At 70.2% G+C, this 16549-nt stretch carries 18 protein-coding genes and 2 pseudogenes; 4 read left to right on the top strand and 16 right to left on the bottom strand.

Annotation, left to right across the window (positions count from 1 at the left end; all coding sequences use genetic code 11):
* Positions 1-290: 290 nt before the first annotated feature.
* A pseudogene (locus tag ACZYVJ_RS22300) lies at positions 291-776 on the top strand (M23 family metallopeptidase); the annotation flags it as partial.
* A 12-nt stretch (positions 777-788) separates the two neighbouring features.
* Here the strand turns inward: ACZYVJ_RS22300 and ACZYVJ_RS22295 are convergent.
* From ACZYVJ_RS22295 to dprA, 4 genes are read right to left on the bottom strand one after another with little or no spacing between them, the layout of a single operon-like run.
* Positions 789-1685: a tyrosine recombinase XerC gene (locus ACZYVJ_RS22295; protein WP_463833347.1), complete on the bottom strand. Its 897-nt coding sequence runs from the start codon at positions 1683-1685 to the stop codon at positions 789-791.
* Between the two features lie 33 nt (positions 1686-1718).
* Positions 1719-2879, bottom strand: coding sequence for a lactate 2-monooxygenase (locus ACZYVJ_RS22290; protein WP_463833346.1), 1161 nt, complete (start codon positions 2877-2879; stop codon positions 1719-1721).
* 24 nt (positions 2880-2903) lie between these two features.
* Complete coding sequence (locus ACZYVJ_RS22285; RefSeq protein WP_463833345.1) at positions 2904-3761, bottom strand: siderophore-interacting protein; 858 nt, start codon at positions 3759-3761, stop codon at positions 2904-2906.
* Between the two features lie 34 nt (positions 3762-3795).
* Positions 3796-4974, bottom strand: a complete 1179-nt coding sequence (dprA, locus tag ACZYVJ_RS22280) for a DNA-processing protein DprA (RefSeq protein ID WP_463833344.1) — start codon at positions 4972-4974, stop codon at positions 3796-3798.
* A gap of 110 nt (positions 4975-5084) precedes the next feature.
* Here dprA and ACZYVJ_RS22275 point away from each other — a divergent pair, with 110 nt between their 5' ends.
* Positions 5085-5360, top strand: a complete 276-nt coding sequence (locus ACZYVJ_RS22275; protein ID WP_463833343.1) for a DUF4190 domain-containing protein — start codon at positions 5085-5087, stop codon at positions 5358-5360.
* Positions 5361-5386: 26 nt separating this feature from the next.
* On the opposite strand, the gene ACZYVJ_RS22270 is transcribed toward ACZYVJ_RS22275, so the two are convergent.
* From ACZYVJ_RS22270 to ACZYVJ_RS22255, 4 genes are all read right to left on the bottom strand, one after another.
* Positions 5387-6898, bottom strand: a complete 1512-nt coding sequence (locus tag ACZYVJ_RS22270) for a YifB family Mg chelatase-like AAA ATPase (protein ID WP_463833342.1) — start codon at positions 6896-6898, stop codon at positions 5387-5389.
* The gene (locus ACZYVJ_RS22265) at positions 6898-7275 is read right to left on the bottom strand and encodes a YraN family protein (protein WP_463833341.1); all 378 of its coding nucleotides are present in this window, start codon (positions 7273-7275) and stop codon (positions 6898-6900) included. Before ACZYVJ_RS22265 ends, ACZYVJ_RS22270 begins: the two co-directional genes overlap by 1 nt.
* 114 nt (positions 7276-7389) lie before the next feature.
* Positions 7390-8211, bottom strand: coding sequence for a formate dehydrogenase accessory sulfurtransferase FdhD (gene fdhD / locus ACZYVJ_RS22260; protein ID WP_463833340.1), 822 nt, complete (start codon positions 8209-8211; stop codon positions 7390-7392).
* Between the two features lie 97 nt (positions 8212-8308).
* Positions 8309-9289 carry an NAD-dependent epimerase/dehydratase family protein gene (locus tag ACZYVJ_RS22255; protein ID WP_463833339.1) on the bottom strand — a complete coding sequence of 327 codons (981 nt, stop codon included), beginning with the start codon at positions 9287-9289 and terminating at the stop codon, positions 8309-8311.
* A gap of 301 nt (positions 9290-9590) precedes the next feature.
* Here ACZYVJ_RS22255 and ACZYVJ_RS22250 point away from each other — a divergent pair, with 301 nt between their 5' ends.
* Complete coding sequence (locus ACZYVJ_RS22250; RefSeq protein ID WP_463833338.1) at positions 9591-10361, top strand: GAF and ANTAR domain-containing protein; 771 nt, start codon at positions 9591-9593, stop codon at positions 10359-10361.
* A 6-nt stretch (positions 10362-10367) separates the two neighbouring features.
* Here the strand turns inward: ACZYVJ_RS22250 and ACZYVJ_RS22245 are convergent, their stop codons facing one another.
* The 4 genes and pseudogenes from ACZYVJ_RS22245 to rplS all read right to left on the bottom strand — a co-directional run bounded on the left by ACZYVJ_RS22245 (position 10368) and on the right by rplS (position 12828).
* Positions 10368-10673: a DUF2469 domain-containing protein gene (locus tag ACZYVJ_RS22245; RefSeq protein WP_003875077.1), complete on the bottom strand. Its 306-nt coding sequence runs from the start codon at positions 10671-10673 to the stop codon at positions 10368-10370.
* 63 nt (positions 10674-10736) lie between these two features.
* Positions 10737-11484: pseudogene (locus ACZYVJ_RS22240) on the bottom strand (ribonuclease HII); the annotation flags it as partial.
* A 2-nt stretch (positions 11485-11486) separates the two neighbouring features.
* Positions 11487-12392, bottom strand: coding sequence for a signal peptidase I (gene lepB, locus ACZYVJ_RS22235; RefSeq protein ID WP_463833337.1), 906 nt, complete (start codon positions 12390-12392; stop codon positions 11487-11489).
* A gap of 94 nt (positions 12393-12486) precedes the next feature.
* On the bottom strand, positions 12487-12828 hold the full coding sequence (gene rplS / locus ACZYVJ_RS22230) for a 50S ribosomal protein L19 (RefSeq protein WP_064877853.1): 342 nt from the start codon (positions 12826-12828) through the stop codon (positions 12487-12489).
* A gap of 343 nt (positions 12829-13171) precedes the next feature.
* On the opposite strand from rplS, the gene ACZYVJ_RS22225 reads away from it, so the two are divergent.
* Positions 13172-14149, top strand: a complete 978-nt coding sequence (locus tag ACZYVJ_RS22225) for a serine hydrolase (protein ID WP_463833336.1) — start codon at positions 13172-13174, stop codon at positions 14147-14149.
* A 5-nt stretch (positions 14150-14154) separates the two neighbouring features.
* Here ACZYVJ_RS22225 and trmD read toward each other — a convergent pair whose 3' ends face one another.
* Genes trmD through rpsP form a run of 4 tightly spaced genes read right to left on the bottom strand, consistent with a single transcriptional unit; the run spans position 14155 to position 16223 of the window.
* On the bottom strand, positions 14155-14853 hold the full coding sequence (gene trmD / locus ACZYVJ_RS22220) for a tRNA (guanosine(37)-N1)-methyltransferase TrmD (RefSeq protein ID WP_463833335.1): 699 nt from the start codon (positions 14851-14853) through the stop codon (positions 14155-14157).
* A 9-nt stretch (positions 14854-14862) separates the two neighbouring features.
* Positions 14863-15390, bottom strand: coding sequence for a ribosome maturation factor RimM (gene rimM, locus ACZYVJ_RS22215; RefSeq protein ID WP_463833334.1), 528 nt, complete (start codon positions 15388-15390; stop codon positions 14863-14865).
* A 24-nt stretch (positions 15391-15414) separates the two neighbouring features.
* Complete coding sequence (locus tag ACZYVJ_RS22210; protein WP_003878715.1) at positions 15415-15657, bottom strand: RNA-binding protein; 243 nt, start codon at positions 15655-15657, stop codon at positions 15415-15417.
* A gap of 8 nt (positions 15658-15665) precedes the next feature.
* A complete protein-coding gene (gene rpsP, locus ACZYVJ_RS22205) occupies positions 15666-16223 on the bottom strand; it encodes a 30S ribosomal protein S16 (protein ID WP_463833333.1) in 558 nt (185 codons plus the stop codon).
* Positions 16224-16549 lie beyond the last annotated feature (326 nt).

Genomic DNA, 16549 nt, shown 5'->3' with positions numbered 1-16549 from the left:
TGCCTTACTTGTGTCGGTTGTCGCCTGGCATCGGGTTGAGGCCGGGCCCTGGCGGCTGCTGCGCTGCCGGACCCGTTGTTGGACGGGACCGCCCGGCATGCGATTGCGTTCTCCTAGTGGAACCAGAGACGCGATGCAGACGCGCGAAGTCAGCCCGCGAACGAGCTGCGACCAGCAGTTTACACCGACTCAGCAGCTGGTTTTGCCACGCTTCCCCAACCGGGCCGCTCGTCCACAGAACCGGGTGCGGCCGGATGGCCGGGCCGGCGCCGGCGCGCTGAACTGTCTGGATGCGGTGGACAGCGCTGCTGTTGTGTGCGGGCCTGGTCAGCGCGGTGCCGGCGGGTGCCGCCGAGGATCGCCTGGACTGGCCGCTGCGCCCGCCGCCGGCCGTCGCCCGGGGATTCGACGCCCCGTCGCCCAACTGGAATCCCGGACATCGGGGCGTGGACCTGGCCGGCGCCGCCGGTCAGCTGGTGTACGCGGCGGGCGCCGGGACCGTGGTGTTCGCCGGGCTGCTGGCCGGGCGGCCGGTGGTGTCGCTGGCCCATCCGGGCGGGTTGCACACCAGTTATGAGCCGGTCCGGGCGGCGGTGCGGGTCGGCCAGCACGTGACGGCCGCGACGGCGGTCGGCGAGCTGATGCCCGGGCATGCCGGGTGCCCGGCCGCGGCGTGTCTGCACTGGGGCGCGATGTGGGGTCCGGCGTCCGGCGCCCGCTATGTCGATCCGCTGGGCCTGCTGAACTCCACGCCGGTCCGGCTCAAACCGCTGAACGGCTGAGTCGCCTCAGGCCCTCGGGTGGGCCTGGTCGTGCACCGCGCGCAGCCGGGACACCGCGACGTGGGTGTAGAGCTGGGTGGTCGCCAGGCTGGAGTGCCCGAGCAGCTCCTGGACAACGCGCAGGTCAGCGCCGCCTTCGAGCAGATGCGTGGCCGCGCTGTGCCGCAGGCCGTGTGGCCCCATGTCCGGCGCGCCGTCCACCGCGGCGACGGTCTGATGCACCACCGTGCGCGCCTGGCGGACGTCGAGCCGGCGGCCCCGCGGGCCCAGCAGCAGCGCCGGGCCCGACTGGGCGTTGACCAGGGCCGGGCGCCCGTCGGCCAGCCACGCGTCGAGCGCCTCGGCGGCGGGCCGGCCGAACGGGACGCTGCGCTGCTTGTTTCCCTTGCCGAGGACTTTGACGAGCCGGTGATGGGTGTCGACGTCGTCGATGTCCAGGCCGCACAGCTCGCTGACCCGGATTCCGGTGGCATACAACATCTCGACGATCAGCCGGTCCCGCAGTGCCAGCGGATCACCTTGCTGCGCACCGGATTTGGCGGCGGCCATGGCGTCGGCGGCCTGGTCCTGGCGCAGCACCGCGGGCAGGGTGCGGGGCGCCTTGGGGACCTGCAGCCGCGCGGCCGGGTCGGTGGTCAGCAGACCGCGCCGCACCGCCCAGGCGGTGAAGGCCTTGACCGCCGAGGTGCGCCGGGCCAGCGTCGTACGGGCGACGCCCGACGCGGCCGCCGCGGACAGCCAGGAACGCAGTAGCGGCAGACTCAGCCCGTTCAGGCCGGCGCCGCGGTCCCCGATGAAGGCGAGCAGCGAGCGCAGGTCGCCGCGGTAGGCGCGACGGGTGTGCGCCGAACGGCCGCACTGCAGGTCCAGGTATTCGTCGAACTCGTCGAGGATCGCCTGCACTCCCCCACGGTCGCAGGCGCGGCCGGGGGCGCTCTAGTCGACGCGCCGAAGCGTGTCCTGGGTGAGATCTTTGAGCGTCGGGTAGCCGTCGACGGCCATGATCAGGTCGGCTTCGGCCAGGATCGAGCGCAGCACGTGCACGATGCCGTCGGCGCCGCCGAGCGCCAGTCCGTAGGCGTACGGCCGACCGATTCCGACGGCCGTGGCGCCCAGCGCGAGCGCCTTGACGACGTCGGCGCCGCTGCGGATTCCGGAATCGAAGAGGACCGGCAGCCCGTCGGCAGCCTCGACCACGCCGGGCAGGCACGTGAGGGCGGGCAGGCCGCCGTTGGCCTGCCGGCCGCCGTGGGTGGAGCAGTAGATGCCGTCGACGCCGCCGTCCCTGGCGCGCCGCGCGTCGTCGGGGTGACAGATCCCCTTGATGATCAGCGGCAGCTCGGTCAGCGACCGCAGCCAGGGCAGGTCGTCCCAGGTCAGAGGATTTCCGAAGGTCGTTACCCATTGCAGCACGGTGCCCTGCGGGTCCTCTTCCGGCGGGCGTTGCAGGCCGGCGCGGAAGACCGGGTCGCTGGTGTAGTTGCTCAGGCAGAGCCCCCGCAGCTGGGGGAAGTTGGCCGTGGTGAGGTCGCGCGGGCGCCACCCGGGAATCCAGGTGTCGAGGGTGACGACGATGCCCTGGTAGCCGGCGGCCTCGGCCCGCTGGACGAGGCTGGCGGCCAGGTCGCGGTCCTTCGGCGTGTACAGCTGGAAGAAGCCGGGGGTGTCACCGAACTGCGCGGCCACGTCTTCCATCGGGTCGGCGGTCAGGGTGGACACGACCATAGGGACGCCGGTGGCTGCGGCCGCGCGCGCGGTGGCCAGGTCCCCGTGACCGTCTTGGGCGCAGATGCCGATCACGCCGATCGGGGCCATGAACACCGGCGACGGCAGGGTCAGGCCGAACATCTCCACCGACAGGTCGCGGGTGGTGGCGCCGACGAACATGCGCGGTATCAGGCCCCAGCGATCGAAGGCCTCCCGGTTGGCCCGCTGCGTGCGTTCGTCACCGGCGCCACCGGTGACATAGGACCACACCGACGGCGACATGGCCCGCTCCGCGCGTGCCTCCAGCTCCGCGAAGGCCATCGGCAGGGCGGGCGCAACCCCGCCCAGGCCCTTGAAGTAGATCTCGTTCTGGTAGTCGCCGAATGCCATGCGATAGACAATGCCAGGCGGCCGTCAGGCTGACGAGTTCGCCGACTCCGCCTGCGCCAGTTCTTTCTTCCATTGCCGGAAGGTCTCTTCGGTGCGGCCGCGGCGCCAGTACCCCGAGATCGAGGACGCCCATTTGGCGTCGACGCCCCGCTCCTTGCGGATGTAGGGCCGCAGGTTGTGCATGACGGCCTGGGCCTCGCCGTGGATGAAGACGTGCACCTGTCCCGGCAGCCAGGGCGCGCTGGTGACGGCCTCGATCAGCGGCGCGTGGTCGCCGGCGCGGTCTTCGGGAACCAGGTCGGCGCGGCCGCCGCGGTAGACCCAGTGCACCTCGACGCCTTCGGGCGCGGTCAGCGGGATCTCGTCCTCTGGGCCCGCAACCTCGATGAAGGCCTTGCCGATCGCGCTGGGGGGCAGCGCTTCGAGCGCAGCGGCGATGGCCGGCAGCGCTGATTCGTCGCCGGCCAGCAGGTGCCAGTCGGCGGCGGGGTCGGGTGTGTACGCGCCGCCGGGGCCCATCAGGTAGATCGGCTGGCCGGGTTGGGCGGTGGACGCCCACTGACCCGCCATGCCGTGCTCGCCGTGCACGACGATGTCCAGCGTGATGCGGCGTCTCTCGATGTCGACGTGGCGGACGGTGAGGGTCCGCACCGAAGGCTTTTTCTCCGGCGGCAGGTCGGCGAAGCTGTCGAGGGTCAGTGGCTCGGGCAAGCCGGCCACGTCCACGTCGTCGGCGACGAACACCAGCTTGACGTAGGAGTCGGTGAACTTGCTGGGCACGAAAGCGTCAAAATCCTTGCTCCCGAGCACTATCCGCACCATGTGCGGTGTGAGTTGTTCGGTACCGACAACTTCGAAGCATTGCAGTGGTCGACCTGCCACTTGTCCTCCTGTCCAAACCCCGACCCCCGGTCGACTATACGAGTCGCGGCGTTGACGCAGCTCGGCCCGCGGCGGCCCGGACAATCCGCCACCGCCCGTCCTCGCGCTGCACCAATCCGGCCAGCTCGAGCATCGCCAGCGGCCCCAGCGCCAGCTCGGGCACCATTCCCGATGCGACGGCGATCTCGTCGACCGTGGCGGCGCCGCGACCCGGCAAGGCCTCGTAGATCCGGCGTTCGGCGTCGCTGAGGCCGTCGAGAGGCGTCGTCGGGTGCGGCTCGTCGCGGGCCAGTTCGCCGATGTGGCCGACGAGCTCGACGACATGGTCGGCGCGGGTGACCAGTTCGGCGCCGTTGCGCAGCAGGGCGTGGCAGCCGGCCGATGCCGACGACGTGACGGGCCCGGGCACCGCGGCCACCACCCGCCCCAACGCGCGCGCCCAGGCCGCGGTGTTGGCGGCGCCGCTGCGCAGGCCGGCTTCCACCACGACGGCGGCCCCCACGACGGCGGCCACCAGCCGATTGCGGGTCAGAAAGCGGTGGCGGGCCGGGCGAATGCCGGGTGCGTATTCGGTGAACAGCAACCCGTGCTGGCCGATCCGGTGCAGCAGCGCAGTGTGGCCGCTCGGGTAGGGAACGTCGAGCCCGCCGGCCAGGACGGCCACGGTGACGCCGTCGCAATTCAGCGCGGCGCGGTGCGCCGCGCCGTCGATGCCATAGGCGCCGCCCGAGACCACCGCGACGTCGCGCTGGGCCAGCCCGGCCGTCAGGTCGCCGGCGACGTGTTCGCCGTACGTGGTCGAAGCCCGCGTCCCGACCACGGCGGCCGCCCGGTGCGCGACCTGATCGAGCCGCACGGGTCCCTGAGCCCACAACGCCATCGGCGCAACCATCGGCGCGCCGCCGCCGGGTCGCGGTGCCGCACCGCGGAATGCGGCGAACGCCAGCAGCGGCCACTCGTCATCGTCCGGGGTGATCAACCTCCCGCCACGCCGCGCGAGCATCTCGAGATCGGCTGCGGCGCAGTCAATCTCGCGTCGTGCCTCGGTGCGCCGGGCCACGTCGTCATCGACCTGTCCGCGGCGGACCCGCTCCGCGGCCTCCACCGGGCCGACGTGCCGCACCAGGGCGGCGAGTTCGGCGCAGGGCGGCTCGGCCACCCGGGACAGATAGGCCCACGCGCGCAGCGCGGGATCGTCGAGCTCCGTCGTCATCGCCGTGCCCCCGGCTTGAAGAATCCGCCAAGGATCCTTATAGACCCGCGCGCGAATGTGGTGTTGTCAGCAGCCCGCCGCACGCCGGCCCGCAACGAACGGAACGACCCATGATCCTCGACCTGCCGATGGTGTACAGCGTGTCCGAGCGTCCCAAGAACCCCTGGGCCGTCGCGGCCTTCGCGCTCAGCCTGGTCAGCTGGATCGGTTTTCCCATCCCCATCATCAGCATCGGCCTGGCCTGCATCGGGTTGCGCGAGATGGAACAGCGGGGTGAAAGCGGCCGCGCCCTCGCTCAATTCGCTCGCGCGTTCGCGATTCTGGTGACCGTCGCGATAGCGGTGCGGGGCGGGCACACTGATTGGCTGACCATGGCGCGCCGGTAGCGCGCCCGGCGGTTGGGCCGCGGCGCTCATCGCTGCGTCCCGGGTTGGCGGAAGCTGAGAGCGGCGGCGACTTCGTCGGTTCCGGGCGAGGTGCGACCGGCCAGGTCGGCCAGGCTCCACGCGACCCGCAACGTGCGGTCGAGGCCACGGATGCTGAGCAGCCCGCCGTCCAGCGCCCGTTGCAGCGGCTCCATCGCCGCGTTGCTGGGACGGAACTTTCGGCGCAGCAGTGTCCCGCTGACCTCGCCGTTGGTGCGAAATCCGTGTGATGACCAGCGCTCGGCGGCGGCCGCGCGGGCCTGCGCCACCCGGTGACGCACCTGCGCCGTCGATTCAGCGGCTCGGCCCGCGAACGCACCGGCCTTGACCTGATGCATCTGCACGCGCAGGTCCACCCGATCCAGCAGCGGACCGGACAGCTTGCCCAGGTAGCGGCGTTTGGTCGCCGCCGCGCACATGCAGTCCTGCGGGTCGGCCGGCGCGCACGGGCACAGGTTGGCGGCCAGCACCAGTTGGAAACGGGCGGGATAGCACGCCACCCCGTCGCGGCGGGCGAGCCGAATCTCGCCGTCCTCTAACGGTGTTCGTAGGGCTTCCAGCGCGCTGACCCGGATCTCGGCGCACTCGTCGAGGAAGAGCACCCCGCGATGCGCCCGGCTGACGGCCCCGGGCCGCGCCATCCCCGACCCGCCGCCGACCAGCGCGGCGACGCTGGAGCTGTGATGGGGCGCCACGAACGGCGGTCTGGTGATCAGGGGCGTGTCGCCCGACAGCAACCCGGCCACCGAATGGATCGCGGTGACTTCCAGAGACTCGGCGTCCGTCAACGGCGGCAGCAACCCCGGAAGGCGTTGTGCGAGCATCGTTTTGCCCACCCCCGGCGGGCCGGTGAGCATGAGGTGGTGCGCCCCGGCGGCGGCCACTTCCACCGCGAACCGCGCCTGCGTCTGCCCCACCACGTCGCCCAGATCCGCCTCGGGCTCCCCGTCCGTGGGTTTGGCGTCGATCCTGCCGTCCAGCGCACCGGAGCCGCCGAGCCACTTCTGCAGCTGCCCCAGCGTGCGCACGCCCCAGACGTCGATGCCGTCGACCAGGCTGGCCTCGGCAAGGTTGTCCACCGGCACCACCACGGTCGGCCAGCCGTCGCGCTTGGCGGCCAGCACGGCCGGCAGCACCCCGCGCACCGGCCGGACCCGCCCGTCCAGGGACAGCTCACCCAGCAGCACCGATTTCTCCAGCCGGTCCCACGGGTTCTTGCGCTGCGCCGACAACACCGCGGCGGCCAGGGCGATGTCGTAGACCGAGCCCATCTTGGGCAGCGTCGCCGGTGACAGCGCGAGGGTGAGCCGCGCCATGGGCCAGGTGTTGCCGCAGTTGGCGACGGCCGCCCGGACGCGGTCGCGGGACTCCTGCAGGGCCGCGTCGGGCAGGCCCACCAGGTGCACGCCCGGCAGCCCGGAGGTGATGTCGGCTTCGATCTCCACGATCTGTCCGTCCACGCCGCGCACCGCGACGGAGAACGCGCGTCCCAGCGCCATCAGCCGATCCCTTGCAGGTGGGTGATCTCGGGGGTGCGGCGGCGCCCGACCCGCACGCCGATCACGTCGATGCGGATCGCCGCGCAGCGCGGGTCCTGGCCGGCCAGCCACAGGCCGGCCAGCCTGCGCAGCCGGAGCACCTTGCGCGGGGTGACCGCATAGGCCAGTCCCCCGTATCCGTCCCCGGTGCGGGTCTTCACCTCGACGAACACCACCGTCGAAGTTGCGTCGTCGCGGGCGATGATGTCGAGCTCGCCGTAGCGGCAGCGCCAGTTGCGCGCCACGATCCGCAATCCCATCCGGATCAGGTGATCCACGGCGAGCGCCTCGCCCATCGCCCCCAGCTGGATCCGGGTCATCGTCGTTTCGGTCGTCATGGGGGCCACGGTGCCCGGCACCTCTGACGGGGCGGGCCACCATCGCGACCCGCGGCCCCGCGCAACGGCCGGTTATCCCCAGTGCGGCGCCCATCCACAGCCGGCGCCCGCAGGCTAGATGATCCGGTCGGCCCGGGTGTATATGTTCATCGAATCCTCCCGCAAGAACGCCACCAGCGTGATGCCGGACTCCTCGGCCAGCGACACCGCCAGCGACGACGGCGCGGACACCGCCGCCAGCACCGGAATGCCGGCCATCACGGCCTTCTGCGTCAGCTCGAACGATGCCCGCCCGCTGACCAGCAACACCGAGGCACGCAGCGGTATCAGCCCGTGTTCGGTCGCCCAGCCGATCACCTTGTCTACCGCGTTGTGTCGCCCGACGTCCTCGCGCACCACCAGCATCGTGCCGTCCATCCCGAACAGCGCCGCGGCGTGCAGGCCGCCGGTGCTGTCGAAAACCTTTTGCGCCGAACGCAATTGGTCAGGCATCGCCTTGAGGGTGTCCGCCGCGACGGTGGCGTGATCGGTGCCGGGTGCATAGCGGCTGATCAGCCGCACCGCGTCCAGCGACGCCTTGCCGCAAACCCCGCACGACGAGGTGGTGTAGAAGTTGCGGGTAACGTCGAGTCCGGGTTTTTCCACCCCGGCGGCCAGCGTCACGTCCAGCACGTTGTAGGTGTTCGCGCCCTCGTCGTCGCGCCCGGCGCAGTACCGGATGCTGTGCACGTCGTCGCGGCCTCCGATGACGCCTTCGGTGAGCAGAAACCCTTGGGCGAGTTCAAAATCCGAACCCGGCGTGCGCATCGTCACGGTGACCGCCGCGCCGTCGACCCGAATCTCCAGCGGCTCCTCGACGACCAGGGTCTCCGGTCGGGTGATCGCCTTCTCGGCGGTCAGATGCGTGACCCGCCGGCGCGACGTTACGTGCCCCACTAGGCGATTTCACCGCCGGCGGAGGCGTCGCGAGACGCGGCGGAACGGTTGAAACTCACTGCATCAAACTACCCGGCGCCGCGAAGAAACAACGCCCTCACACCCCCGCGGCCAGCGCTTCCAACGTCTCGGCCGACGAGTGCAGCGGGCGCCAGCCCAGCTGGGTCTTGGCCTTGGTCGTGTCCATGACCATCGACGTCCGCGCGGTGTGCAGCCACTCCAGCATGGACGGCACCCCCGGGACCCGCGAGATCGCCGCGGAGGCAGCGGTGGCGGCGACGGCGGGAACCCGCACCGGGCGCCCGCCCAGCGCCCTGGCCACGTCGGCCACCGTCACGACCCCGTCACCGGCGATGTTGTACGCCCCCGGCGGCGCCGGGGCGGTGGCCGCCAGCGCGATGGCCGTCGCGACGTCGTCGTGGTGGACCAGTTGCAGCGGGTAGCCCGGATCCGGCACCACCGGCTTCAGGATCGGGACGGCTTTGACCACGGCCCGGATCGGGCCGGGCAGCTGGTTCCACGGCATCGCGTCGGCCAGGGCGGTGGCTTTGGGACCGGCGACGACGCACGGTCGCAGAACGAACACCTCGAGCGGCGAGTCCTTGGTGATCTCGGCGAGCAGCGCCTCGCAGGCCGCCTTCTGCTCGGAGTAGTAGTGCTCAGCGGATCCGCGGGCGGGCACGTCCTCGGTGAGTGGGACGGGGTTGTCGGAGTGGTAGCCGTACGCCGCCACCGACGAGGTGTACACCAGGCGCCGGGGCCGCTCGGCTGCCACCGTCGCCTCGAACAGATTGCGGGTGCCTTGCAGATTCACCCGTGCGCTCTCGTCGCGCGATCCCATGATGATGAACGCCAGGTGGATCACCACGTCGGCCTGGGCGACCAGGGCGTCGACGGCCTCGCGGTCCAGGATGTCGCCCTGCTGATAGGTGGTCTTCTGCCAGCCTCGTGACGACGGGTCGAACGGCCGGCGCCCCATCCCGATGATCGCGTCGACGGCGGGTTCGCGTTCCAGCGCCGTCACCGCGGAGATACCGATCTCCCCGGTCGGTCCGGTCACCGCGACGGTCACTCCCATCAGAACGTCCTTCCCTCCCGCAGCCTGCCGAAACCCCGGCGCGAAACCTCACCGAGCCCCCGGGCGCGCACGATCGGCGCATGATAGAACCATCTTTCCAGCGTCTCGCGGTTCGCGAGCGGCTGGAGGTGCGGGCATTCCGCTCGTCAGCGGTAGCTTGGCGGTCGGCGGTGACCAACAAGGTGGCCGCTGATTAGCCGCAACCAGACGAAACCGGGTGTAAGGCTGGTGTCGGCGAACGATAATTTACGGCGATCGGAAGCGGTCACACACCGCGACACCGCAGAAAACGAGGCACAGCATGGGCAACGATTCGAGGACCGGCGCGGACGTATCCGTGACTGGCGGGGAGAAGGCCGACCCCGCGACGGTCTTCGCCGCCCTCGCCGAGATCATCTATCAGGGCTCGGACGCCAACCAGATGTACGCCGCCATCTGCGTCGCCGCCACGCTGACTGTCCGTGGCTGCGACCACGCCAGCCTGTTGGTGCGCGAAAACGACAAGTACGTCACCGTCGGCGCCAGTGACCGGCTGGCCCAGGCCGTCGACGAGCTCGAACGACGCGCCGGCGACGGCCCGTGCATCGACGCCATCGAGGAAGAGACACCGCAGATCGACCCGGACCTGACCACGCCGTCGCTGTGGCCCAAGCTGGCGGCCGTCCTGGTCGACGAGACTCCGGTGCGCGGCGCGATGGGGTTTCGGCTGCTGGTCGACAAACGCAAAGGCGCCGCGCTGAATCTGTTCAGCGACACCCCGAACATGTTCGACGCCGAATCCGCCGGGCGGGCGGCGGTGCTGGCCGCGTTCGCGAGCGTCGCGATCAACGCCGTCCACAAGGGCGAGGACTCGGCCAGCCTGCGCCGCGGGCTGATGAGCAACCGTGAGATCGGCAAGGCCGTCGGCATGCTGATGATGCTGCACGAGATGAGCGAGGACGACGCGTTCGACCTGTTACGTCGTCACTCCCAGGCGCTGAACATCAAGCTGGCCGACGTCGCCCGCGAGGTCATCGAGCGGCGCGGTCAGCTGCCGGTGCCTGGCGAGGACCAGCCTCCGCCGACCACGTAGCGGCGGCTACTCGGGAAGCCGCAGCTCCGGCTTCTCGACCTCTTCGATGTTGACGTCCTTGAAGGTGACCACCCGCACCTGCTTGACGAACCGCGCCGGCCGGTACATGTCCCACACCCAGGCGTCGGACAGCCGCAGCTCGAAGTAGACCTCGCCGTCGGCGTTGCGCGGCGTCATCTCCACGCTGTTGGCCAGGTAGAAGCGCCGTTCGGTCTCCACGACGTAGCTGAACTGGCCGACGATGTCCTTGTATTCGCGGTACAGGGAGAGCTCCATCTCGGTTTCATACTTTTCGAGATCTTCTGCACTCATCTGCTCAGACGTCCTTCTCCCCGACAGTTCTCCCCGGGCATCCCGGCGCTGGCCGCCGTCGCCGGGGTGGGAATCCTGCTCCCATCTTTCCTCACCGAGATCCGTCGCGCTGCAGCGGTGGGTCCGGTTTGCACTCGGCCACCACGCGGTCGCCCGCGCCGTTGGCCACGCGCCGCACGTTGATGAACGAATAACGATGCTCGGGGCACGGGCCCAGCCGCGCCAGCGCCGTACCGTGCGCGGGTGTGCTGTAGCCCTTGTGCAGGGCGAAGCCGTAACCGGGATGGTCGGCCTCCATGGCGACCATCAGCCGGTCCCGGCTGACCTTCGCCAGCACGCTGGCCGCCGCGATGCACGCCGCGACCGCGTCGCCCCCGATCACCGGCAGCGACGGGACGGCCAGCCCGGGCACCCGGAAGCCATCGCTCAGCACGTAGCCGGGTCGCACGGAAAGCCCGGCTACGGCACGGCGCATCCCCTCGATGTTGGCGACATGCACGCCGCGCCGGTCCACCTCGGCCGGCGGGATGAACACCACGTGGTAGGCCAGCGCGTAGCGGCGGATCAGCGGGAACAGCTTCTCCCGGGCGGCCTCGGTGAGCTTCTTGGAATCATCAAGCGCGGCAAGGCTTTCCATTCGCCCCGGGCCGAGAACGCAGGCCGCCACCACCAGCGGCCCGGCGCAGGCGCCGCGGCCCACCTCGTCGACTCCGGCCACCGGCCCCAATCCGCTGCGGTACAGCGCGGATTCCAGGGTGCGCAACCCCGACGATTTACGGATCACCGTCCGCGGCGGCCACGTCGTGGCCATGGCTACCGGTTCTGCTGCGGGTTCACCGATCCCACGCCGCCCCATCGGGATGGCGGCCACACGATGAACCTGGCTTTTCCGATCACGTTGGCCACCGGCACGGTTCCCGACGTCGGGTCGCCGGTGCACAGCACACCCTTGAGGGCCTCGGCCGGCACGCTGGTGCAGTGAGCCCGCGAATCCGCGGAGTGCGTCCGGTTGTCGCCCATCACCCACAGCCGTCCGTCCGGGACGTGCACGGGCCCGAACTCGCTGCCCAGGCACGGGTACACCGACGGGTCGGCGGCCATGGTGTTGCGATCCAGGTAGGGCTCCTTCAGCGGTTTGCCGTCGACCGTCAACCCGGTGTCGGCCCGGCACTGCACCGTCTGCCCGCCCACCGCGATGACGCGTTTGACCAGGTCGTTCTCGTCGGGCGGCACGAAGCCGACGAAGGACAGCGCGTTCTGCACCCAGCGCAGCACGGTGTTATTGGACCGGATCGACTTGTAGCCGAGGTTCCACGGCGGCGGACCCTTGAAGACGATGACGTCACCGGGGCGCGGCGCGCTGAAGCGGTAGCTGACCTTGTCGACCATGATCCGGTCGCCGACGCAGCCCGTGCACCCGTGCAGCGTGGGCTCCATGGATTCGGACGGGATCAAGTAGGGCCGGGCCACGAACGTCAACATGACGTAGTAGAGGACGACGGCGATCACGGCCAGGAGCGCGAATTCGCGCAACGTCGAACTCTTGGGGTCCTCTGGTTGGCCCTCGTCGGGCGCTTCCGCCATCGGCCCCGGCTCGGGTATGGACTCGGCAGTCGTCGCGGCCTCGTCGGGGCGCATCTCCGGGTTGCGGGTAGAGACCTTCGGATCTGACTCGCCGGCGTGGGGCTCGGGCTTCGATGAATCCGCGGTGTCGGTCACGAGATCAGCGTAGCCAGCGCACCTAGGGGCCGCCCAAACCGGCGCACCGGAGAAACGCTGGGACGAATCAGCAGCGCCACCAAGGCGTCCCGGCTCAGCGCTTCTCCTTGATCTTGGCCTTCTTGCCGCGCAGTTCCCGCAGGTAGTACAGCTTCGCGCGGCGGACGTCACCGCGGGTCACCACCTGGATGTGGTCGATGTTGGGCGAGTGCACCGGGAAGGTCCGCTCGACGCCGACGCCATAGCTTTCCTTGCGCACGGTGAAGGTCTCGCGGATGCCGCCGCCCTGACGACGGATCACCACGCCCTTGAACACCTGGATACGCTCCTTGGCGCCCTCGATGACCTTGACGTGCACGTTGATGGTGTCACCCGGGCCGAACACCGGGATATCGTCGCGCAGCGACGCCTGATCGACGAAGTCCAGCCGGTTCATGCGAGACACTTCCTTGCGGTCGCGGCCGACGGCAGCTACCCACACGCAGGTGTGAGGCGGTCGCCCAGCCGATGGTTTCGGGCTTTCTGGCGTATCTCGCAGCGGGCGGGAAACGGCCTAACTGGCCTGCAACCGCTGGAGACAACTGGTCAATTGTGCCAGACGGGGCGCGTGCTGCGAAAATCACAGCGATCCGGCGGTTCGTAGCGCGCCAAACGCGCTGGTAAATGGTACATATGACTGGGGTCAGAACGCGCTACCCGCGCAGGAGCGTGATGGCCGGTGCAGGTGGCGCGACGGGTCCCGCCCTTGCACTGCGTTCCAGTGATGCCGGAGGAGTCGAATGCGGGTACGTCCGCTGACGCTGTTCACCGCCACCGCGGCGGTGACGTTGGTGGTTGCCGCCGGTTCCGAGGCGCTGGTCCAGGCGAAGGTGTACACCCTGCCGGTCACCGCACCCGTCCGGATCATCTCCGCGCCACCCACCTCGACTCCCCCGCAGTCCACCACGGTGATGCTCGAGGCGGCCACACCCCCGCAGCCGGCACAGGCGCTGCCCAACCCGGGATTTCCCCAGCTACAGGCCCGCATCCAGCAGGCCGCCGACGAGGCCGCCGGCAGCGGCGCCGCCCTTTCGGTGGCCATCCTCGACCGCAGCACCCATCAGCTGATCTCCAACGGCAACAGCCAAATAATCGGCACCGCGTCGGTGGCCAAGCTGTTCATCGCCGACGATCTGCTGCTGCACGAGTCCGAGGGCAAAGCGCCGCTGAGCGCCGATGACCGCCAGGCACTGGACATCATGCTGCAGTCATCCGACGACGGCGCGGCCGAGAGGTTCTGGGGGCAGGGCGGCGGGGCCGCGATCATCACGGAGGTCGCGTCCCGCTACGGCCTGTCCTCGACCACCCCGCCCAGCGACGGCCGGTGGTGGAACACGATGAGCACGGTGACCGACCTGATCCGCTACTACGAGATGCTGCTGGACGGCGCGGGAGGCCTGCCCGCCGATGACGCCAAGATCATCGTGAACGACCTGGCGCAGTCCACCCCCAACGGGCTCGACGGCTACCCGCAGCGGTTCGGCATCCCGGACGGCCTGTACGCCGAGCCGGTCGCGGTCAAGCAGGGCTGGATGTGCTGCATCGGCAGCGACTGGATGCATCTGTCCACCGGTGTGATCGGGGCCGACCGCCGCTACATCATGGTGGTCCAATCCCTGCAGCCCGCCGATGACGCCACCGCCCGCGACACGATCACCAGGGCGGTCAGGACGATATTTCCCGAGGGCCGCATCGAGGCGCCCCGGCACGGGCTCTAACGGGCTCAATCGCCTTCGGAATCAAGCAGTTCGGGCCGGCGTTCGCGGGTGCGCTGCAGCGAGATCTCCCGGCGCCAGGCGGCGATTCGCGCGTGGTCACCCGACAGCAGCACCTCGGGGACGTCGAGCCCACGCCAGCTCGGCGGCCGGGTGTAGCTGGGTCCCTCGAGTCGCCGGTCCAGCGCCGGTGAGTGCGAATCCTCTTGGTGCGAAGCGGGATTGCCGAGCACCCCGTCGAGCAGCCGCAGCACGGCCTCGATCATCACCACGGCCGCCGACTCGCCGCCCGGCAGCACGTAGTCGCCGATCGAAACCTCCTCGACCCGCATCCGCCGGGCGGCGTCCTCGATCGCCCGCTGGTCGATGCCCTCGTAGCGACCGCACGCGAACACCAGGTGGGCCTCGGCGCTCCAGCGCGCGGCTGTCGCCTGGGTGAACAACCGGCCGGCCGGGGTGGGGACAACCAAAAGTGTTTCCTCAGAGGCGATTTCATCCAGCGCCTCACCCCACACCGGCGCCTTCATCACCATCCCGGGGCCGCCGCCGTAGGGGGAATCGTCAACAGAGCGGTGCACGTCATGCGTCCAGCGCCGCAGGTCGTGCACCTGCAGATCGACCAAGCCGGACTGGATCGCCTTGCCGGGCAACGATTGCCGCAGCGGATCCAGATAGGCCGGAAAGATCGTGACGACGTCGATTCTCATATCGAAGGCCTACAGGTCCAGCAGGCCTTCGGGCGGGTCGATCTCGACGGTGCCGTCGTCCAGCGACACCGACGTGACGATCGCGGTCACGAACGGCACCAACACTTCCCGCTTCTCGTCGCCGGACTCCCGCCGCACCGCCAACAGTTCACCGGCCACGGTGTGCAACACCTCGGCCACGACACCGATCTGCTCGCCCGCGGTGGTGCGCACGCTCAGGCCTTCGAGCTGATGGTCGTAGTAGGTGTCCGCCTCGTCGATGTCGGGCAAGTCCCCCGAATCGACGACGAACAGGGTGCCGCGCAGCGCGTCGGCCGCTTCACGGTCGGTGACGCCGGCCAGCCGCACCAGCAGCCGCCCGCCGTGTTCGCGTGCGCTCTCGACGGTGAGCTCACGCTCCCAGCCGGCACGAGAATGCTTGGCGCGCAAAGTGTTTCCCGGCGCGAACCGGGCGTCGGGATCGTCGGTGCGAACCTCGACAACCACCTCGCCGGTGATGCCGTGGGCTTTCACCACGCGCCCGACGGTCAACTCCAAGGGAGTTCCATGAGCAGCGCTGGCCTACTGGTCGGTGTCCACCACGTCGACGCGGATGCCGCGACCGCCGATGCCGGCGACCAAGGTGCGCAGCGCGGTCGCGGTGCGACCGCCGCGGCCGATCACCTTGCCCAGGTCGTCGGGGTGGACGTGGACCTCGACGGTCCGCCCGCGGCGGCTGGTCACCATGTCGACCCGGACGTCGTCGGGGTTGTCGACAATCCCGCGGACCAGGTGCTCAACAGCGTCAACGACTACCGTACTCATCGCCGCGGTCAGCTTTCGGTGGTCGGCTCGGCCTGCTCGCCGCCCTCGGCGGGCGCCTCGGCCTCAGCGGGGGTCTCGGCAGCGGTCTCCGCGGGGGTCTCGGCAGCGGCCTCCGCGGGGGTCTCGGCAGCGGCCTCCGGCTCGGCAGCCTCGTCCGCGCCCTTGGCGGCCTTCTTGGCCGGGGCCTTCTTCTTCGGCTTCGCGGCCTCGGTGGTCGGTCCGCCGTCGGCCTCGGCCAGCGCGGCGTTGAACAGCTCCAGCTTGCTGGGCTTGGCGGGGGCGACCTTCAGGCGGCCCTCGGCGCCGGGCAGGCCCTTGAACTTCTGCCAGTCACCGGTGATCTGCAGCAGCTTGCGGACGGGCTCGGTGGGCTGGGCACCCACCGACAGCCAGTACTGCGCGCGCTCGGAGTTGATCTCGATCAGGCTCGGCTCTTCCTTCGGGTGATACCGGCCGATGACCTCGATGGAGCGGCCGTCGCGGCGGGTGCGCGCGTCGGCGACGGAGATGCGGTACTGCGGGTTGCGGATCTTGCCAAGCCGGGTGAGCTTGATCTTGACAGCCATGGTTAAGCGAATTCTCCTGTGTGTGTCACGCTGCAATTCAGCGATCGGGGCGGGATGCCCGGATCCGGTTTTGCCTCGCGTGTCTGACCGGTCGGCGATGCGTGATCGCTCGGCGGACAGCCGCCTATTGTGCCAGAACAGCCGCGACGATCAGAAATCGCGCCATGCGGCGATCGCAAGCGCGGTGCAGCCGGGCGCGGCGGGTCGCCGCCATCAGCCATGCGGCGATCGCAAGCGCGGCGCAGCCCGGCGCGGCGGGTCGCCGCCATCAGCCATGCGGCGATCGCAAGCGCGGCGCAGCCGGGCGCGGCGGGTCGCCGCCATCA

It is taken from the genome of Mycobacterium sp. IDUB_3, from assembly GCF_055419585.1.
Note: the sequence above shows the minus strand (reverse complement) of the source record. Positions and strands in the feature narration are given on the sequence as shown.

Coding starts and splice junctions, on each gene's coding strand:
- ACZYVJ_RS22275 (WP_463833343.1), top strand. CDS start 5,085: ATGATCCTCGACCTGCCGATGGTGTACAGCGTGTCCGAGCGTCCCAAG.
- ACZYVJ_RS22265 (WP_463833341.1), bottom strand. CDS start 7,275: ATGACGACCGAAACGACGATGACCCGGATCCAGCTGGGGGCGATGGGC.
- ACZYVJ_RS22210 (WP_003878715.1), bottom strand. CDS start 15,657: ATGAGTACGGTAGTCGTTGACGCTGTTGAGCACCTGGTCCGCGGGATT.
- ACZYVJ_RS22225 (WP_463833336.1), top strand. CDS start 13,172: ATGCGGGTACGTCCGCTGACGCTGTTCACCGCCACCGCGGCGGTGACG.
- dprA (WP_463833344.1), bottom strand. CDS start 4,974: ATGACGACGGAGCTCGACGATCCCGCGCTGCGCGCGTGGGCCTATCTG.
- ACZYVJ_RS22290 (WP_463833346.1), bottom strand. CDS start 2,879: ATGGCATTCGGCGACTACCAGAACGAGATCTACTTCAAGGGCCTGGGC.
- ACZYVJ_RS22245 (WP_003875077.1), bottom strand. CDS start 10,673: ATGAGTGCAGAAGATCTCGAAAAGTATGAAACCGAGATGGAGCTCTCC.
- ACZYVJ_RS22270 (WP_463833342.1), bottom strand. CDS start 6,898: ATGGCGCTGGGACGCGCGTTCTCCGTCGCGGTGCGCGGCGTGGACGGA.
- rpsP (WP_463833333.1), bottom strand. CDS start 16,223: ATGGCTGTCAAGATCAAGCTCACCCGGCTTGGCAAGATCCGCAACCCG.
- trmD (WP_463833335.1), bottom strand. CDS start 14,853: ATGAGAATCGACGTCGTCACGATCTTTCCGGCCTATCTGGATCCGCTG.
- rplS (WP_064877853.1), bottom strand. CDS start 12,828: ATGAACCGGCTGGACTTCGTCGATCAGGCGTCGCTGCGCGACGATATC.
- ACZYVJ_RS22255 (WP_463833339.1), bottom strand. CDS start 9,289: ATGGGAGTGACCGTCGCGGTGACCGGACCGACCGGGGAGATCGGTATC.
- ACZYVJ_RS22250 (WP_463833338.1), top strand. CDS start 9,591: ATGGGCAACGATTCGAGGACCGGCGCGGACGTATCCGTGACTGGCGGG.